This is a genomic window from Marivita sp. S6314 (genome assembly GCF_023015985.1).
Taxonomy (GTDB): Bacteria; Pseudomonadota; Alphaproteobacteria; order Rhodobacterales; family Rhodobacteraceae; genus Marivita.
The window spans coordinates 277945-292306 of the sequence record NZ_JALKAO010000003.1 but is presented as its reverse complement, the minus strand read 5'-3'; the positions used below and the strand labels follow the sequence as shown (position 1 = coordinate 292306).

The following is a 14362-nucleotide window of genomic DNA, read 5'->3' as shown; positions in this document are numbered from 1 at the left end:
GTTTTGCGCGTTTTCCCGCGATGACGCATGCCTTGGCGGGATTGTGCACGTGAAAGGGGATCGCATGCGGGCAGCGGATGTACTGGCAAAACGGCTTTACGAGGCTGGGTGCAGGTGGGCGTTTGGCATGCCTGGCGGGGAAGTCCTGACCGTGATGGAGGCGTTGGAAGACGCCGGGATCACCTTTGTTCTGTGCAAACATGAAAACGCCGCAGGGTTCATGGCCGAAGGGACCTATCACCGCACAGGGGCACCGGGGATTATGGTCGCCACCGTTGGTCCCGGCGCGCTGAACGGGATCAACGTTGTCGAAAACGCCCGCGAAGACCGCGTGCCGCTGATTGTGCTTACCGGGTGCGTCGATCCGGAAATGGCCGCTGTCTATACCCATCAGGTGCTTGACCAGCCTCAGGTCTTTCGCCCGATCACCAAGGCCACCTTTACCGTCAATGCCGGGGCCGCGCATGTGATTGCCGACAAGGCAGTCACCATCGCGCAAGAGGGCCGACCGGGACCCGTGCATATTGACGTGCCGATTTCCGTCGCAGATGCCGAAGCCTCGGGAACTGGCATTCTGCGAACACCCGCCGTCCCTGTGGCCCCCGCAGGCCCGCAACGCGATATCGCACGGCAAGCGCTCGCCAACGCAAAACGCCCGCTGATCATTGCCGGTGTGGATGCCATGACCGAGGGCGCGGAAGACGCGCTTGTTCACGCGGCGGAGCGTTTGAACGCGCCGGTCATCACAACCTACAAAGCCAAGGGATTGCTGCCGGAAACCCATCCTCTGTCGCTGGGCGGCGCGGGATTGTCGCCCAAGGCTGACAAGATCCTGTTGCCGCTTGTTGCACAGGCCGATGTCATTCTTGCCATTGGCTACGACCCGATCGAGATGCGCACCGGCTGGCAAAACCCGTGGGACCCGGCGACCCAGACCGTGATCGACATCACGGCAGGGCCCAACCATCACTACATGCATCACGCAACGCTCAATGTCATAGGGCATTGCGCCGAGAGCGTCGCCGCGATCCTGCCGGACAAGACTAGCACCGTTTGGCAGGACGGGGCGGTAGAGCGCACCAAATCCGCGCTTGCCACAGCGTTTCCGCTGCAGCCCACTGACTGGGGGCCAGCCCAGGTGATTGCGACCTGTCAGGCCGTGTTGCCCGACACGACGCTTGCCACAGCCGACAGCGGTGCCCATCGCATTTTGCTGTCCCAGATGTGGCGCTGCGGGTTTCCGCGCGCGCTGACACAATCGTCCGGCCTTTGCACGATGGGCTGTGCCGTGCCCCTGGCGATGGGCGCGCAGATCGTCGAACCGGACAGAACGGTTGTGTCCTTTTCCGGCGATGCCGGGTTCCTGATGGTGGCGGGCGAACTGGCAACAGCCGCAGAACTGGGGCTGAAGACCATCTTCGTCGTGTTTGTTGACGCGTCGCTTGCCCTGATTGAACTCAAGCAACGCCAACGCCAGATGACAAACCGGGGTGTCGATTTTCAGCACACTGATTTCGCGGCAATCGCCAAAGCGTTTGGCGGCAACGGCGTCAGCGTCGCGTCGAAAGAGGCGTTGGAACAGGCCCTGCACGACGCTGTGACGGCAGATCGGTTCACACTCATCGCCGCCGAAATTGATCGGGGGTCCTATGACGGAGCTTTCTGAATCCACGGGTGCGCTGGACGGGCTTTTGGTGCTGGACTTGTCCCGCATTCTGGCCGGGCCAACCGCGACCCAGCTACTGGGCGATTTCGGCGCGACAATCATCAAGATCGAGAACCCCAAAACCGGCGGGGATGACACGCGCAGCTGGGGGCCCCCTTTCGCAGAAACGCCAGACAATGCCAGCGATCTGAGCGCCTATTTCATGGCCGCCAATCGCAACAAGTACTCGGTGGCCGCAGACCTCTCCACCGCCGAAGGCCAAACCTTGGTCAAGGCCATCGCCGCGCAGGCCGACGTGGTGGTCGAGAATTACAAACCCGGCGGGCTGGAGAAATACGGTCTAGACAACGCAACGCTCTGCGCCGCGTTTCCGCATCTTGTGTACTGTTCGATCTCGGGCTTCGGTCAGACAGGCCCCAATCGGAACATCGCCGGGTATGATCTGATGGCGCAAGGCTATGGCGGGATCATGTCCTTGACCGGTGCGCCGGACGGCCCGCCGATGAAGGTGGGCGTCGGCATCGCGGATGTGATGTGCGGGATGTACGCGACGATTGGCATCCTGACCGCCCTGCGTCACCGCGATGCGACCGGGGACGGTCAGCATATCGATCTTTCTCTGGTTGATGCGCAAATGGCGTGGCTGATCAACGAAGGCACCAACCATCTGGCGTCTGGACAAGACCCGGTTCGACGTGGAAACGCTCACCCGAATATCGTGCCTTATGATGTCTTTGCAGGATCGGACGGGCACGTGATCATCGCCGTTGGCAACGACTCACAGTTTCAGCGGTTTTGTCTCGCGATCAATCGCCCGGACCTTGCCGCAGATTCGCGGTATTCCACAAATCCCGACCGGATCGCCCACCGGGACGGCCTGACCTCTGAAATTTCTGAAACACTTGGCCAGATGCGTGTAAGCGCTATTCAGGATGTGTTGCAAAATGCCGGGGTGCCCTGTGGCCCCATTCATTCGGTGGGTCAGGCGCTCGCGACACCGCAGGCGCAGGCGCGCGGGGCGGTTGTGCGCATGGATCATCCCGAAACAACCGAAGGCCATGTGGAACTGCTTGGAAACCCACTGAAACTGTCAAAAACACCTGCCACCTATCGCCGCCCACCGCCGCGGTTTGGTCAGGATACGGACGCCCTGCCAGAGGTTCTCTCAACGCTGAAAAAGCGGGCGTCACCGCACAAACCAGTCACCGGTTCGTGAAAGATGTTCACGTTCCCGCGCGCTAGCGGGCACGTGATGTGAGCGTGTTGCCGGATGTGTCTACCAACAAAGACACCACCGCACATGTGCATCGTAACGAGAGGGACGACCGAATGCTGAACGACATCTGTACCTGCGAGGTCAGCCTGACCGATCCCGATGCCATCATGGAATGGAACGGGGTTATCTTGGGCATTCTTTCGCACGGGCAAAGTGCTCCTGTGCATTTAGGCAAGCTCCTTGAACGCGCACCAGACTACGCGCTGGCCTACGCGGTGAAGGGCCTCGCGTCGCTGATGCTGGGCCGACGTGAACTGGTTGAGGTCGCGTCAGAGGCCAACCGGCAGGCGCAGACCTGCTTGCAAGCGGGTGGCGCAACGCCCCGCGAACGGCTGTGGTGTGCGGCGCTTGATGCGTGGTTGCGTGGCCATCCGTCTGTCGCGATTGCCCGAATGGAAGACGCCCTGCTGCTGAACCCCGCTGACACGATCAGTATGAAACTGTCCCACGGCATCCGGTTTATCATTGGTGACAACCATGGGATGCGACGGTCGGTCGAACGCGTGATGCACGCCCATGGCGAAGGCCACCCATTGCGCGGTTATGCGCTTGGTTGTCTGGCGTTCGGCATGGAAGAAACCGGGCAATATGCAGACGCCGAGCGCACTGGCTTGCTAGGTCTGCAATACGCGCCAGATGATGCGTGGGGTCTGCATGCGGTGACCCATGTCTACGACATGACACATCGCACCGACGCCGGGATCGCATTGATCAACAGCAATGTGTCCGCTTGGGATCACTGTAACAATTTCCGGTTTCATGTCTGGTGGCATAAGGCCTTGCTGCATCTTGATCAGGGGGACGTGGCACGCGTGCTTGATCTCTATGACAGCCAGATCCGTTACGAAAAGACGGATGATTACCGCGATTTTTCCAACGCCAGTTCGCTTCTCACCCGGCTTGAACTGGAAGGCATAGATGTCGGCAACCGCTGGACCGAATTGGCTGACGTTGCCGAGACCCGGAGCGCGGATGGATGCCTCGTCTTTGCCGATCTGCACTACATGCTGGCCCTTGCCGGGGACAGTCGCACCGATGCCGCAACGCGGATGATGGCGCGGGTTGCATATGACGCGAAAGGCCATGACGAGATGGCGTTGATCATGGACAATCCCGGGGTCGCGGCGGCGGAAGGGCTGGCTGCGTTCGGCACGGCAAACTATGGCACGGCTTTCGCCAAACTTCGGTCGGCACAGCCGCGGTTCCAGATGATGGGCGGCAGCCATGCCCAGCGCGATGTCTTTGAGCGTGTGACAATCGAAGCCGGCCTGCGGGCCGGAAACCTGAATGCAACCGAAGCCTTGTTGCGCGCGCGCATCTCGCAGCGTGCAGGGGCCGTCGACACCTTTGCCGAGAAGCGCCTGCAGATGATCGCGGACGCTCGGGGCATACAGGCGAACTTTGCCGCAGAATGATGACCAGTACGCCACTATGACCCTTGCTGACCCGTCCCTGACGATGCCCCGTGCCACCGCGCCAACAGAGGCCAAGCCTTTGGTGGGCACCCGTGATCCGCGGCTCGATTTCTTTCGGGGGATCGCGATGTTCATCATCCTGATCGCCCATGTTCCGGGCAATTGGCTGACCCTGTGGATCCCGGCGCGGTTCGGCTTTTCGGACGCGACGGAAACGTTTGTGTTCTGTTCGGGGATGGCCTCGGCCATCGCCTTTGGCCGCGCATTTCGGGATCAGGGGCTGGCGATGGGCACAACCCGCGTCAGTTTCCGAATATGGCAAGTCTACTGGGCCCATATCGGCCTGTTCTTTGCCATTGCCTGCGCCATGGTGTCCCTGAATGCGCTGTTCCCGGACGGGCGCGACTATGTGGGGCAATTGAACCTCTACCCGTTCTTCAAGGATCCCCAAACGAACCTGCTGGGGCTGATGACCCTTACCTACGTGCCGAATTACTTCGACATTCTGCCGATGTATCTTGTCATCCTGGCCATGATGCCGCTGATGATTGCGCTTGCCCGCATCCATCTTGGCCTGGCAGCACTGGCATCCATCACCCTGTGGCTCAGCGCCAACATTCTGGGTTGGAACTTTCCTGCCGAACCGTGGTCGGAAAGGGGGTGGTTCTTCAATCCTTTGGGATGGCAACTGATCTTCTTTACCGGCTTTGCTTTCATGTCGGGCTGGATCCCGGCACCACCGGTAGACCGCCGCCTATTCTGGGGCGCGGTGACGATTATCGTGATCACCCTGCCCTTCGCCTATTTCCGGCTCTACAACACGTTTCCTGTATTTCTTGAATGGCGCAGGGACTGGTCGTTCCTGTTCCAAAAGACCGATTTTGGCATCCTGCGCTACGTGCATTTTCTTGCAACGGCCTATGTCGCGTGGGTGCTGGCCGGACCGAAAGGCGCAAACATCCGGCCCAGCGGACGCACCGAGGTTCTGGCGCGCATTTGGCAGAAGTTACTCGCGGTCATCATGAAGGTTGGACAACAATCGCTGGCCGTTTTCATTGGGTCCATGTTTCTTGCCCGGCTGATGGGCGCGCTGCTGGATCAGGTTGGCCGCACGGCCTTGTCGATGCTTTGGGTAAACGCACTAGGTTTTGCTTTGATCGTTGCTGTTGCCTATGGGGCGGGCTGGTTCAAGTCGCAGCCCTGGAAAAAGAAAGCCTGAAGAATGCTGCGTCGTGATGTCCTGACAGGTTTGCTTGCGCTTGCCGCGTCGCCCTCTCTGGCGACCGAAGCGACGGAGCCTGGCTTGCAGCTTGGCAATCCGGTGTCGTTCTCGCCAGAGGACGTCATCGCGCTGGCCCGCACTCTGGCCACGCGGGACTACCAACCGCCACGTGCGATCCCCACGCAATGGACTGACATCACCTATGACGATTACGTGTCGATCTGGTTTGATGGCAGAAACGCGCTTTGGGCACGCGAACCGGATGCTCCCTTAAAGGTCGACGTTTTCGCGCCCGGATTGTTCTATCCGCATCCGATCCAGGTATCCGTCCTCGACGACGGGATGGCGCGGCCGGTGCTGTTTGACATGGCTGTGTTCGACAAGACGGACAAGTTTCCCGATTTGCCGATTGTTGACAGTCTGGGCTATTCTGGGCTTCGCCTTCGGGCAGAGCTTGAAACCCCCGGCATCCATCAGGAATTTGCGGTGTTTCAGGGGGCGTCCTATTTCCGCGCCATCGGAACCGGCGACATCTACGGGTTGTCAGCCCGTGGGCTGGCGATCGACACAGCAGAGCCGCGCGGCGAAGAGTTTCCCGACTTCCGGGCCTTCTGGATCGAAAAGCCAGCCGCAGCGCAGGCCACTTTTGTCGTGCATGCGTTGCTCGACAGTCCAAGCTGCACCGGCGCGTATCGCTTTGACATCACGCCGGGCCAGCCGCTGACGATGCAGGTGTCAGTCACGCTCTTTGCCCGCCGCGACATGACGCAGGTCGGCATTGCCCCTCTGACGTCCATGTTCCAGTTTGATGAAACCAACCGCGATCGGTTCTCGGATTTCCGGCCCGCCGTCCACGACAATGATGGGCTGTTGATCCACAACGGCGCGGGTGAAACGATCTGGCGTCCTTTGGCCAACCCGAAGACACTGCAGATCAGCGCGTTCCGGGACGACAATCCCCAAGGGTTCGGATTGATGCAACGCGCCCGCAATTTCAGCGATTTTGCCGATCTCAGCGCGCTCTACCACCGTCGACCGGGGGCCTGGATCGAACCGGGCGAAGGCTGGGGACGGGGCGCGGTGACGCTGGTTGAAATCCCGACAGACCGCGAAATCTATGACAACATTGTGTGCTACTGGCGTCCCGATGGCGGGTTGACCGCCGGGTCAGAGCACCGCATGACCTATCGGATGCATTGGGGGGATGACAGTCGGTTTGGCACGGGTTTGAGAGTGCTCAACACCCGGATTGGCAATGCGTTCGAAGATGGCATCATCGTTGCCATTGATTTCTCTGACGGCGATGATGTGCCCGAAGACCTGTCACAGATCGAAAAGCTGGTCCGCGCCAGCACCGGTGAGGTGTCCGAAGGTGTGCTTCAACGCAACCCTGAAACAGGGGGGCCTCGGCTGGCCTTCAAGTTCCATCCCGGCAAGGAATCGCTGATCGAGTTCCGCGCGCAGCTTCGATTGAACGGTGACCCGCTGAGTGAGATATGGCTGTATCGATGGACCGCGTGATTCCACATCCAGCGTCGCACATGCCGCCATTGGCCAGACTGCCGATGGCCCCGCAGGATTTTTCCAAATCACCCTGCCATCAAGCCGATTTGGCCAAAGCCACACGCGCTGATGTCATCTGGCGCGTTGCAGCGTTTGCACCGGCTGTTCTGATCACGCTTTTTCTGAGTACAGCCATCGCGCAATGGTTTGCCGACGGCGGCGTGTCCGCGCTTGAGGCCGTTGTTGTCGGGCTGGTTGCCGTGACCTTTCTTTGGGTGTCGTTGCCGGTCACAACCGTGTCTCTTGGTCTGATCCGCCGTCTGACGAACCCCTGCCGCACAAAGCTTAGTCCAACACGGGGCGGCGCGCAGACGGTTGCCCTGCTTGTCCCGATTTACAACGAAATACCGTGGGATGTGTTCGGCAACGCTTCTGCGATGCTCAAAGAACTTAGCCAAGGGCCGCAGAAGGACAGGTTTTCCCTTTTTATCCTAAGCGACACACGCGACCCGGAGATTGCAGAGCAAGAACTGCGCGCCTTCTTTGCGCTGCGCGCCGATGCCCCGTCCGGGATCTCTGTTCACTACCGGCGGCGCGCCGCCAACACCGACAAAAAGGTTGGCAACCTGACGGATTGGATTGAAAACTGGGGGGCCGGTTTTGACGCGATGATCGTGCTGGATGCCGACAGCCTGATGAGCGGCGCAGCCATCCGGCAATTGGCCCATGAGCTTGCCGCCGATCCCGGCGCGGGGCTGATCCAGAGCTTTCCATCCCTCATCGGATCGGAAACGCTTTTTGGCCGGATGCAGCAGTTTTCCAATTCGGTTTATGGCTGGCTGCTTGCCGAAGGGTTGGCGGTATGGTCGCAGCGCGAAAGCAATTACTGGGGTCACAACGCCATCATCCGTACCCGCGCTTTCGCAGATAGCGCGCGTCTTCCCTATTTGCGCGGGCTGCGTGGTCAGAAGAACCTGATCCTCAGCCATGATTTCGTTGAGGCCGGCATGCTGCGGCGCGCTGGTTGGGGCGTGCGTTTCCTGCCGCGTTCGGGCGGTAGCTATGAAGAAGCGCCGCAGACGGTTATCGACTACGCCATGCGCGACCGTCGGTGGTGTCAGGGCAACATGCAGCATCTGCGCATTCTGGCAGCCCGCGGCTTTCACCCGGTCTCGCGGTTCCACTTGCTTCAGGGTGCTGTCGGCTTCCTGCTGTCGCCGGCATGGTTTGCATTGATCGTGATCTGGGCCTTGCTGGGCACCATGCCGGAAGACTCCGCGAACTATTTCAGCGCGTCCAATCCACTCCATCCGATCTGGCCAACAACCGACCGGATCAATGGATTGGTGTACCTTGCCGTCATTTACTCAATGCTGTTGCTGCCCAAGATCACCGCGACACTTGCATTGGGGATGCGGCGCAGAACCCGTGAAGACTACGGCGGCTGGATGCCCTTTATCGGAAGCGCGGTATTCGAAATCCTGTGTTCGATCCTCTATGCGCCGGTGATGATGGTTCAGCAAACGATGGCGGTGATCTTTGCGTTTCTTGGACGTTCCGGCACCTGGGTGCCGCAAAATCGCAATTCCGGTGGCTATAGCTGGTTGCAGACGCTGCGGTTTCACTGGCTCGAAACACTCTGCGGGATCACGATGACGGCCGGGATTGCCATGGGCGCGGTCTCCCTCTGGCTTGTACCGATTGCCGTCAGTCTGATCTTGGCCGTTCCGCTTTCCAAGCTCAGCGCGGTGCGGATTGGCGCGCGCGTTCCGCAGCCCTTCCGGCTCGATACGCCGCAGTCTTTGCGAGAACCGCGCGTTGTGCGCAGCGCCCGTGCCGAGCGCGCTTGGATGAAGGACGTGGTGACCCGGCGCGCAGACGACAGCGCCGCGATTGCGGCGGAGTAGACCAGCGTCATCGGGACATGCGTGGTGCGATTGGCCTACAAGCCTTCAAACCAATCCAGAACCATGTCGGCCCACCCGGTGGGAATGATGTGACCACCGGGAAACAGGGCAAATTCCAAGGCAGAGCCGGGCGCGCAGCGATCCCAGGCGCGGCGCATGAAGATCCCGGTGGTTTCAAACCGATCCGCCTTGAGCTGAAAACACCTGTTGGTTTCCCGCCAGATCGACAGGGCCTGAAACACATCGCCCTGTATCAACGCGTTCGGATCCCGGCTATCTGCACCACGCAGCACCCGGCCTTCCAGTGGGACGGTCCCATCCATCCAGCCATGCGTGTGCAACATGCGCACCGGACCGGCACACCGTTCGGGATGTGGCCGCCAGAAGTTCCCGCCCAGCGGTGCATATGCCCGAAACGTTTCAGGGGCCGCGCAGGCAAGGTAGGCGGTCATGGATCCCCCGATGGAAAACCCCGACAGGAGGATCCGGTCCGCATCCACGTTGTGACGCGCGACGATATCGTCGCGCACCGCCGTCAGGAACGCCACTTCATCGCGCCGCTGCGGGCGGTCCGGGTGAAAGGACCATGACCCACCGGATCGGCCCTGCATTTGCATCCCGGTTGGTGCAACAACGGCATAGCCTCGGATCAGCATCGCGTTGATCATACCGTGATTGCGCATCACGCCACTGCCGCTGCCCCCGAACCCGTGCAGGAACACCACCGCCGGACGTGGTGTCAATACGTCGTCGGGCAGCGCGATGTGATACGATCCGGTGTTAATCTGGCAAGCGGTGTCGCGTGAACATGCCGCGAGTGGCACCGCTGCGAAGCAAAGCGCTGCAATCACGGCCAGTCTGGCAATGGGTTTTAGCATCCGGCGTCATCTTTCAGCCCGTCCATGGCACCACCGGCAAAGATCGCTTCAACCACCCCGGCCCTGCGGCGGATCCCAGCATCCCTTCAGGCACGTCGATGATGGGCGTTATGCCAGCATCGGACAACAATCGGGTCATGCGCTGCGACCGCACACCCCGGGCACAAATCAGGGCAACTGGCCGCTGATCCGCACCCAGTTGCGCCCGCAGCGCCTCTAGAAAATCCGGGCGACGCATGTCGATTGGCGTGGCCCCTTCGGCCAGCCCGGTTTTTGCCCATTCATCCGGGCGACGGATATCGACCAGCAGGACCGTGTTTTCCCGAACCGCTTCGAGCAATTCGGGAGGGGTCATCTCTGACGCGCCGTCAGGGGGCACCTGATCGAGCAACAGATAGGCCGTCCCGGCTACACCGGATGTGACCGCAAGGCCTGTCAGGAGTGTGCGTCGTGTCAGGCCCATAATGGCTTACTGAGACAGGGGAGCCGGGGACGAGAAGTTTGGAATCGTGTTGCCCGACGCGCCATCCGGTTCGATGCCGGGCCAGTTGTCACCGGCAAGGGTGATATTGCCCGGGATGTCCTCTTCCCAGAACCCGACCACGTTCTTGGTGATGTTGAGATACAGCTTGTCATTCACAATCCGCCAAAGGTTTGGATTGGCCGGAACCTTTCCCCCGCGCGAGACACCATACGCACAATGGCCGTCGAACTGGGGCGCGTATTTCGCTGGGTTTGCGACAAAGGCGTCCCGGTTAGCTTCGGACGAAAAGGCAAATGTCGCGCCATTGTAGTCGGCCGTAATGTCACTGCGTCCCGGTATCGCGTCCGCCTGCGGTGTGCCGACGGGCGTTTGCGGCAGGTTGAAATAGGCCACCACGTCATAACCGGACACGGCAAAGCCGGTTTCGTCCACATATTGCGGTCCGGCAAAGGCACCGGTGGTAAGAACCGCGAATGCGGCGGACAAGATAAAGCGTTTCATGGGGTCAACTCCTGAATGACGTTGCCAGAACGCTAATCCAAGCCCCTGTAAATAGCACCTGGCCCTCGCGCGGGTGTGAATGCCAGTGTGTCACGACTTCGTGCACGATCCAAACCCACCTAAAGCCGCCGCAACAGATCGGCAGTGGGCCAGGCGTCTACCGGCAGTCCCAGTTCCTTTTGAACCGACCGCACGGCGGCCCGTGTTCCGGCCCCCAGAATGCCGTCAATCTTGCCGACATCGAAACCTCGTGCGGCCAGCTTTTGCTGCAGGCGCTTCATGTCCTCACCGCTCAGACCGGGTTGCGGGTTGCCTGCGTCGAATACCGGGGCCCCTTCCAGACGCGTCGCGAAATAGGCGGCTGTCAGAACGTAGGTAAAACTCTGGTTCCATTCGAAAAAGACGCGGAAGTTCGGGTAGGCCAAAAAGGCCGGGCCACCAACGCCTTCGGGCAGAATGATGGATGCAGTCATCCCATCCCGCAAAGGCGCGCCCCGTCCCTGCACACCAAGCGCGGCCCAGTCTGCGGTCGACAATTGCGTATCCAGCCCGGTCAGCGACACGTCCATCGCCCCCGGCAGGGTCACCTCCTGCAACCACCGCTCCCCTGCCCGCCATCCAAGGCTTTGCAGCATCTTGCCACCCGACATCAGCGCATCGGGAACCGATGTTTTCAGTGTCACATGTCCGTCACCGTCGCCGTCCACACCGTTTTCCAGAATGTCCGCCGGTAACATTTGAACCATGCCAATCTCACCCGCCCATGCCCCGGTTGTGCGCGAGGGCTCAAAATCACCATTGGCATACAGCTCAAGCGCGGAAAAAATCTGAGGGCGAAACAGATCTGGCCTCCGGCAGTCATGCGCAAGCGTGACCAGCGCATCCCGCGTGTTGAAGTCGCCCTGAAAGGTTCCGTAATCGGTTTCAAACGCCCAGAAGGCCAGCAGAACGCCCCGTGACACACCGTATTCCTGTTCGATCCGATCAAACACGCTGGCCCATTTGGCAGCATTGTCCCGTCCCCGTTCGATCCTGTTTGCGCTGATCAATCGGCGGGCGAACTCGGTAAAGGGTAACTGAAACACGCCCTGCCTGCGGTCTGCCGCAAGCACAGCCGCGTCCTGACTGACGCCCTGAAAGAAGCCGTCGATCTGCTCTGGTGTGAACCCGCGCGTGGACGCTTCGGCACGCAGGTCGTTAACGAATGCGGTAAATGTCCCGCCACATTTTGCGTAGACCGGGCCACAAAATGTCATCAAAGCCGCCAAAGAGAACGCAAATCCACGCATGAAAACACCACCTGTTCTGATATTTTTCACACCCTATCAGACAGTTGCGTGCAAATAGCCATCACGGTCGGCTATGTTCCGCTCACTTCTGCGTGTCGGACATAAAGCTTACGCCGGCGTTAACCCTTTATTATGATATCTTGGTGGAATCTGAAGGTAAGCTTCACGCAGCGAATAAACTGTAACACGTTCATGCATGTATTGATTGTCCAGAACAACCCGTCCCTTGGCCAGATATGGCAGCGCCATCTGCTGCGTCACGGCCACGAGGCCGAGATCGCTCTGGATCAGGATGTCGCGATCGAACGGCTGTCGGACCAATTCTATCCGATCATCATACTGGACGTTGTGCTGCACGATGGCAGCGCGATCGCCGTTGCCGATTACGCCAGCTACCGCCACCCAACCGCCAAGATCATCTTTGTAACCAATAGCGGCTTTTTTTCCGACGGATCGATCTTCCAGCTTTGCGCAAATGCCTGTGCCTTTGTACCTGCAGCCACGGAACCGGAAGATCTCACCGCGATGGTCGAACACTACGCCAAAAGCGCGTGATCGCTGGCCGTCAAGCCGCCTTCATCTGGTCACGCCCGTGCGGCGCATCGAAATCCAGGATCGGATTGATCGGCAGGATCCGGTGCGGATTGATCGTGTCGTGGCTGTAGTGATAGTGCCGAACGATGTGGTCAAAATTGACCGTCCCCGCCACCCCCGGTTGCTGGTACAGTTCGCGCGTGTAGGCCCACAGGTTCGGGTAGTCGGTAATTCGGCGGCGGTTGCACTTGAAATGCAGGTGATAGACCGGGTCAAATCGAACAAGCGTGGTGAACAGTCGCCAATCCGCCTCGGTGATCTTGTCGCCCATCAGATAGCGATTGCGTGACAGACGATCCTCCAGCCAGTCCAGACTGTCGAAGAGCGGCACCACTGCGGCGTCATAGGCCTTTTGCGTGGTCGCGAAACCGGATTTGTAGACGCCGTTGTTCACGGTGTCATAGATGCGGGCATTCACCTCTTCGATCTCGTCCCGCATCGTGATGGGCCAGTAGTCATCCGTGTTGCCCGTGATGCCATCGAACGCCGAATTGAACATCCGAATGATCTCAGAGCTTTCGTTGGACACAATCGTCTCGCGCTGTTTGTCCCACAGGATCGGTACGGTGACGCGCCCTGTCATATCCGGAGCAGCCTTGAGATAGATGTCGCGGGCAAAGGGCAGGCCGTACAGCGTGTCGCCGGTTGCGCCGGGATAGCTGTCGTCAAAGGTCCAGCCATCCCCCAGCATATCCGGATGCACGGTGGACACAGAGATATGCGGCTCCAGGCCTTTCAGGGCACGAAAGATCAGGGTGCGGTGCGCCCATGGGCACGCAAGGCTGACATACAGATGGTACCGTCCGCTTTCGGCCTGAAATCCGCCTTCGCCACTTGGCCCGGCTTTACCATCGGCGGTGATCCAATTGCGGAATTTCGCTTCGGTGCGTTTGAACGCACCACCCGTGCTCTTGGTATCGTACCATTGATCACGCCATTCGCCGTCTACCAGAAGTCCCATCCGTCCACTCCTCAACCATTGTTGAACCTGATATAGAGCGTATGAGCCGCCCGCAAAACACGCACAGCCGCGCAGAGCGTTGTGGTTATTCGCACAGAGCGCAAGAGAGGCACGGCATATTGTGCAAAAAGGCGCAGCACTCACGGCAGGTGTCGACGGACTAACCTGTCAGGATCGCAGCTTTTGCACCACCCAGATGACAATCATCGCGCCAAGCAAAGCGCCGACGATCCCCGCGACGGCCCCGGTGGCCGCCAGCAACAGGCGGATCACCATGCCGCCGATCAATGCACCAGCGACGCCCACCATGACGGTGGCCAGAGTATTCATTTCCACCCGCATCACACGCGTTGCCAGAAATCCGGCGGCGGCCCCGACAACGAGCAAGAGTAAAATCGACATCTTTAACGCCTCCGACGATCACGGACCGTGCTGCGCCAATGCGTGGGCACGATAATCAGCGCACCAAGCGACGACGCGATGGCGTTCATCCCCGGAGAACTGAACCCGATCCCGAACATGATCCGCACGAAATACGCAAGGAACGCGCCGCCCACGCAGATAATGATGCTTTGCAAAATCCCATTATTGGTAAAACCGCTGCGTTCGGACACATACCCGACGATGCCTGCGATGATCACCGTGCCCATCAAGACCATAAACATG

At 59.9% G+C, this 14362-nt stretch carries 14 protein-coding genes; 7 read left to right on the top strand and 7 right to left on the bottom strand.

What is annotated here, in order from left to right; translation table 11 throughout:
- The first annotated feature begins 64 nt into the window (after positions 1–64).
- From MWU54_RS09985 to mdoH, 6 genes are all read left to right on the top strand, one after another.
- Positions 65–1666, top strand: coding sequence for a thiamine pyrophosphate-binding protein (locus MWU54_RS09985; RefSeq protein WP_247082735.1), 1602 nt, complete (start codon positions 65–67; stop codon positions 1664–1666).
- Entirely contained in the window at positions 1650–2882 is a 1233-nt protein-coding gene (locus MWU54_RS09980; RefSeq protein ID WP_247082733.1) for a CoA transferase, read from the top strand. Before MWU54_RS09985 ends, MWU54_RS09980 begins: the two co-directional genes overlap by 17 nt.
- A 113-nt stretch (positions 2883–2995) precedes the next feature.
- The gene (locus MWU54_RS09975) at positions 2996–4357 is read left to right on the top strand and encodes a tetratricopeptide repeat protein (RefSeq protein ID WP_247082731.1); all 1362 of its coding nucleotides are present in this window, start codon (positions 2996–2998) and stop codon (positions 4355–4357) included.
- A gap of 16 nt (positions 4358–4373) precedes the next feature.
- Positions 4374–5576, top strand: coding sequence for an OpgC domain-containing protein (locus MWU54_RS09970; RefSeq protein WP_247082729.1), 1203 nt, complete (start codon positions 4374–4376; stop codon positions 5574–5576).
- A gap of 3 nt (positions 5577–5579) precedes the next feature.
- The gene (locus MWU54_RS09965) at positions 5580–7100 is read left to right on the top strand and encodes a glucan biosynthesis protein G (RefSeq protein WP_247082727.1); all 1521 of its coding nucleotides are present in this window, start codon (positions 5580–5582) and stop codon (positions 7098–7100) included.
- Positions 7076–8989 carry a glucans biosynthesis glucosyltransferase MdoH gene (mdoH, locus tag MWU54_RS09960; RefSeq protein WP_247082725.1) on the top strand — a complete coding sequence of 638 codons (1914 nt, stop codon included), beginning with the start codon at positions 7076–7078 and terminating at the stop codon, positions 8987–8989. The genes MWU54_RS09965 and mdoH overlap by 25 nt, the downstream gene beginning before the upstream one ends.
- 35 nt (positions 8990–9024) lie before the next feature.
- On the opposite strand, the gene MWU54_RS09955 is transcribed toward mdoH, so the two are convergent.
- From MWU54_RS09955 to MWU54_RS09940, 4 genes are all read right to left on the bottom strand, one after another.
- Positions 9025–9867: an alpha/beta fold hydrolase gene (locus MWU54_RS09955; protein ID WP_247082723.1), complete on the bottom strand. Its 843-nt coding sequence runs from the start codon at positions 9865–9867 to the stop codon at positions 9025–9027.
- A 13-nt stretch (positions 9868–9880) separates the two neighbouring features.
- A complete protein-coding gene (locus tag MWU54_RS09950) occupies positions 9881–10330 on the bottom strand; it encodes a rhodanese-like domain-containing protein (RefSeq protein ID WP_247082721.1) in 450 nt (149 codons plus the stop codon).
- 6 nt (positions 10331–10336) lie between these two features.
- Positions 10337–10852, bottom strand: coding sequence for a YHS domain-containing (seleno)protein (locus MWU54_RS09945; protein ID WP_247082719.1), 516 nt, complete (start codon positions 10850–10852; stop codon positions 10337–10339).
- A 119-nt stretch (positions 10853–10971) separates the two neighbouring features.
- Positions 10972–12141, bottom strand: coding sequence for a lytic murein transglycosylase (locus tag MWU54_RS09940; protein ID WP_247082717.1), 1170 nt, complete (start codon positions 12139–12141; stop codon positions 10972–10974).
- Positions 12142–12333: 192 nt separating this feature from the next.
- On the opposite strand from MWU54_RS09940, the gene MWU54_RS09935 reads away from it, so the two are divergent.
- Positions 12334–12696 (top strand): response regulator, encoded by a 363-nt coding sequence (locus MWU54_RS09935; RefSeq protein WP_247082715.1) that lies wholly within the window; start codon positions 12334–12336, stop codon positions 12694–12696.
- A gap of 10 nt (positions 12697–12706) precedes the next feature.
- On the opposite strand, the gene MWU54_RS09930 is transcribed toward MWU54_RS09935, so the two are convergent.
- The 3 genes from MWU54_RS09930 to MWU54_RS09920 form a co-directional block, all read right to left on the bottom strand.
- Positions 12707–13696, bottom strand: a complete 990-nt coding sequence (locus tag MWU54_RS09930; RefSeq protein WP_247082713.1) for a glutathione S-transferase family protein — start codon at positions 13694–13696, stop codon at positions 12707–12709.
- Between the two features lie 168 nt (positions 13697–13864).
- Complete coding sequence (locus tag MWU54_RS09925; protein WP_247082711.1) at positions 13865–14098, bottom strand: GlsB/YeaQ/YmgE family stress response membrane protein; 234 nt, start codon at positions 14096–14098, stop codon at positions 13865–13867.
- Between the two features lie 2 nt (positions 14099–14100).
- The gene (locus MWU54_RS09920) at positions 14101–14361 is read right to left on the bottom strand and encodes a hypothetical protein (RefSeq protein ID WP_247082709.1); all 261 of its coding nucleotides are present in this window, start codon (positions 14359–14361) and stop codon (positions 14101–14103) included.
- Between the last annotated feature and the right edge of the window lies 1 nt (position 14362).

Bases quoted from the DNA above. Each gene is read 5' to 3' on its own strand.
- MWU54_RS09985 (WP_247082735.1), top strand. From the start codon at position 65: ATGCGGGCAGCGGATGTACTGGCAAAACGGCTTTACGAGGCTGGGTGC.
- mdoH (WP_247082725.1), top strand. From the start codon at position 7,076: ATGGCTGTATCGATGGACCGCGTGATTCCACATCCAGCGTCGCACATG.
- MWU54_RS09930 (WP_247082713.1), bottom strand. From the start codon at position 13,696: ATGGGACTTCTGGTAGACGGCGAATGGCGTGATCAATGGTACGATACC.
- MWU54_RS09980 (WP_247082733.1), top strand. From the start codon at position 1,650: ATGACGGAGCTTTCTGAATCCACGGGTGCGCTGGACGGGCTTTTGGTG.
- MWU54_RS09970 (WP_247082729.1), top strand. From the start codon at position 4,374: ATGACCCTTGCTGACCCGTCCCTGACGATGCCCCGTGCCACCGCGCCA.
- MWU54_RS09920 (WP_247082709.1), bottom strand. From the start codon at position 14,361: ATGTTTATGGTCTTGATGGGCACGGTGATCATCGCAGGCATCGTCGGG.
- MWU54_RS09925 (WP_247082711.1), bottom strand. From the start codon at position 14,098: ATGTCGATTTTACTCTTGCTCGTTGTCGGGGCCGCCGCCGGATTTCTG.
- MWU54_RS09965 (WP_247082727.1), top strand. From the start codon at position 5,580: ATGCTGCGTCGTGATGTCCTGACAGGTTTGCTTGCGCTTGCCGCGTCG.
- MWU54_RS09940 (WP_247082717.1), bottom strand. From the start codon at position 12,141: ATGCGTGGATTTGCGTTCTCTTTGGCGGCTTTGATGACATTTTGTGGC.
- MWU54_RS09945 (WP_247082719.1), bottom strand. From the start codon at position 10,852: ATGAAACGCTTTATCTTGTCCGCCGCATTCGCGGTTCTTACCACCGGT.
- MWU54_RS09950 (WP_247082721.1), bottom strand. From the start codon at position 10,330: ATGGGCCTGACACGACGCACACTCCTGACAGGCCTTGCGGTCACATCC.
- MWU54_RS09975 (WP_247082731.1), top strand. From the start codon at position 2,996: ATGCTGAACGACATCTGTACCTGCGAGGTCAGCCTGACCGATCCCGAT.
- MWU54_RS09955 (WP_247082723.1), bottom strand. From the start codon at position 9,867: ATGCTAAAACCCATTGCCAGACTGGCCGTGATTGCAGCGCTTTGCTTC.
- MWU54_RS09935 (WP_247082715.1), top strand. From the start codon at position 12,334: ATGCATGTATTGATTGTCCAGAACAACCCGTCCCTTGGCCAGATATGG.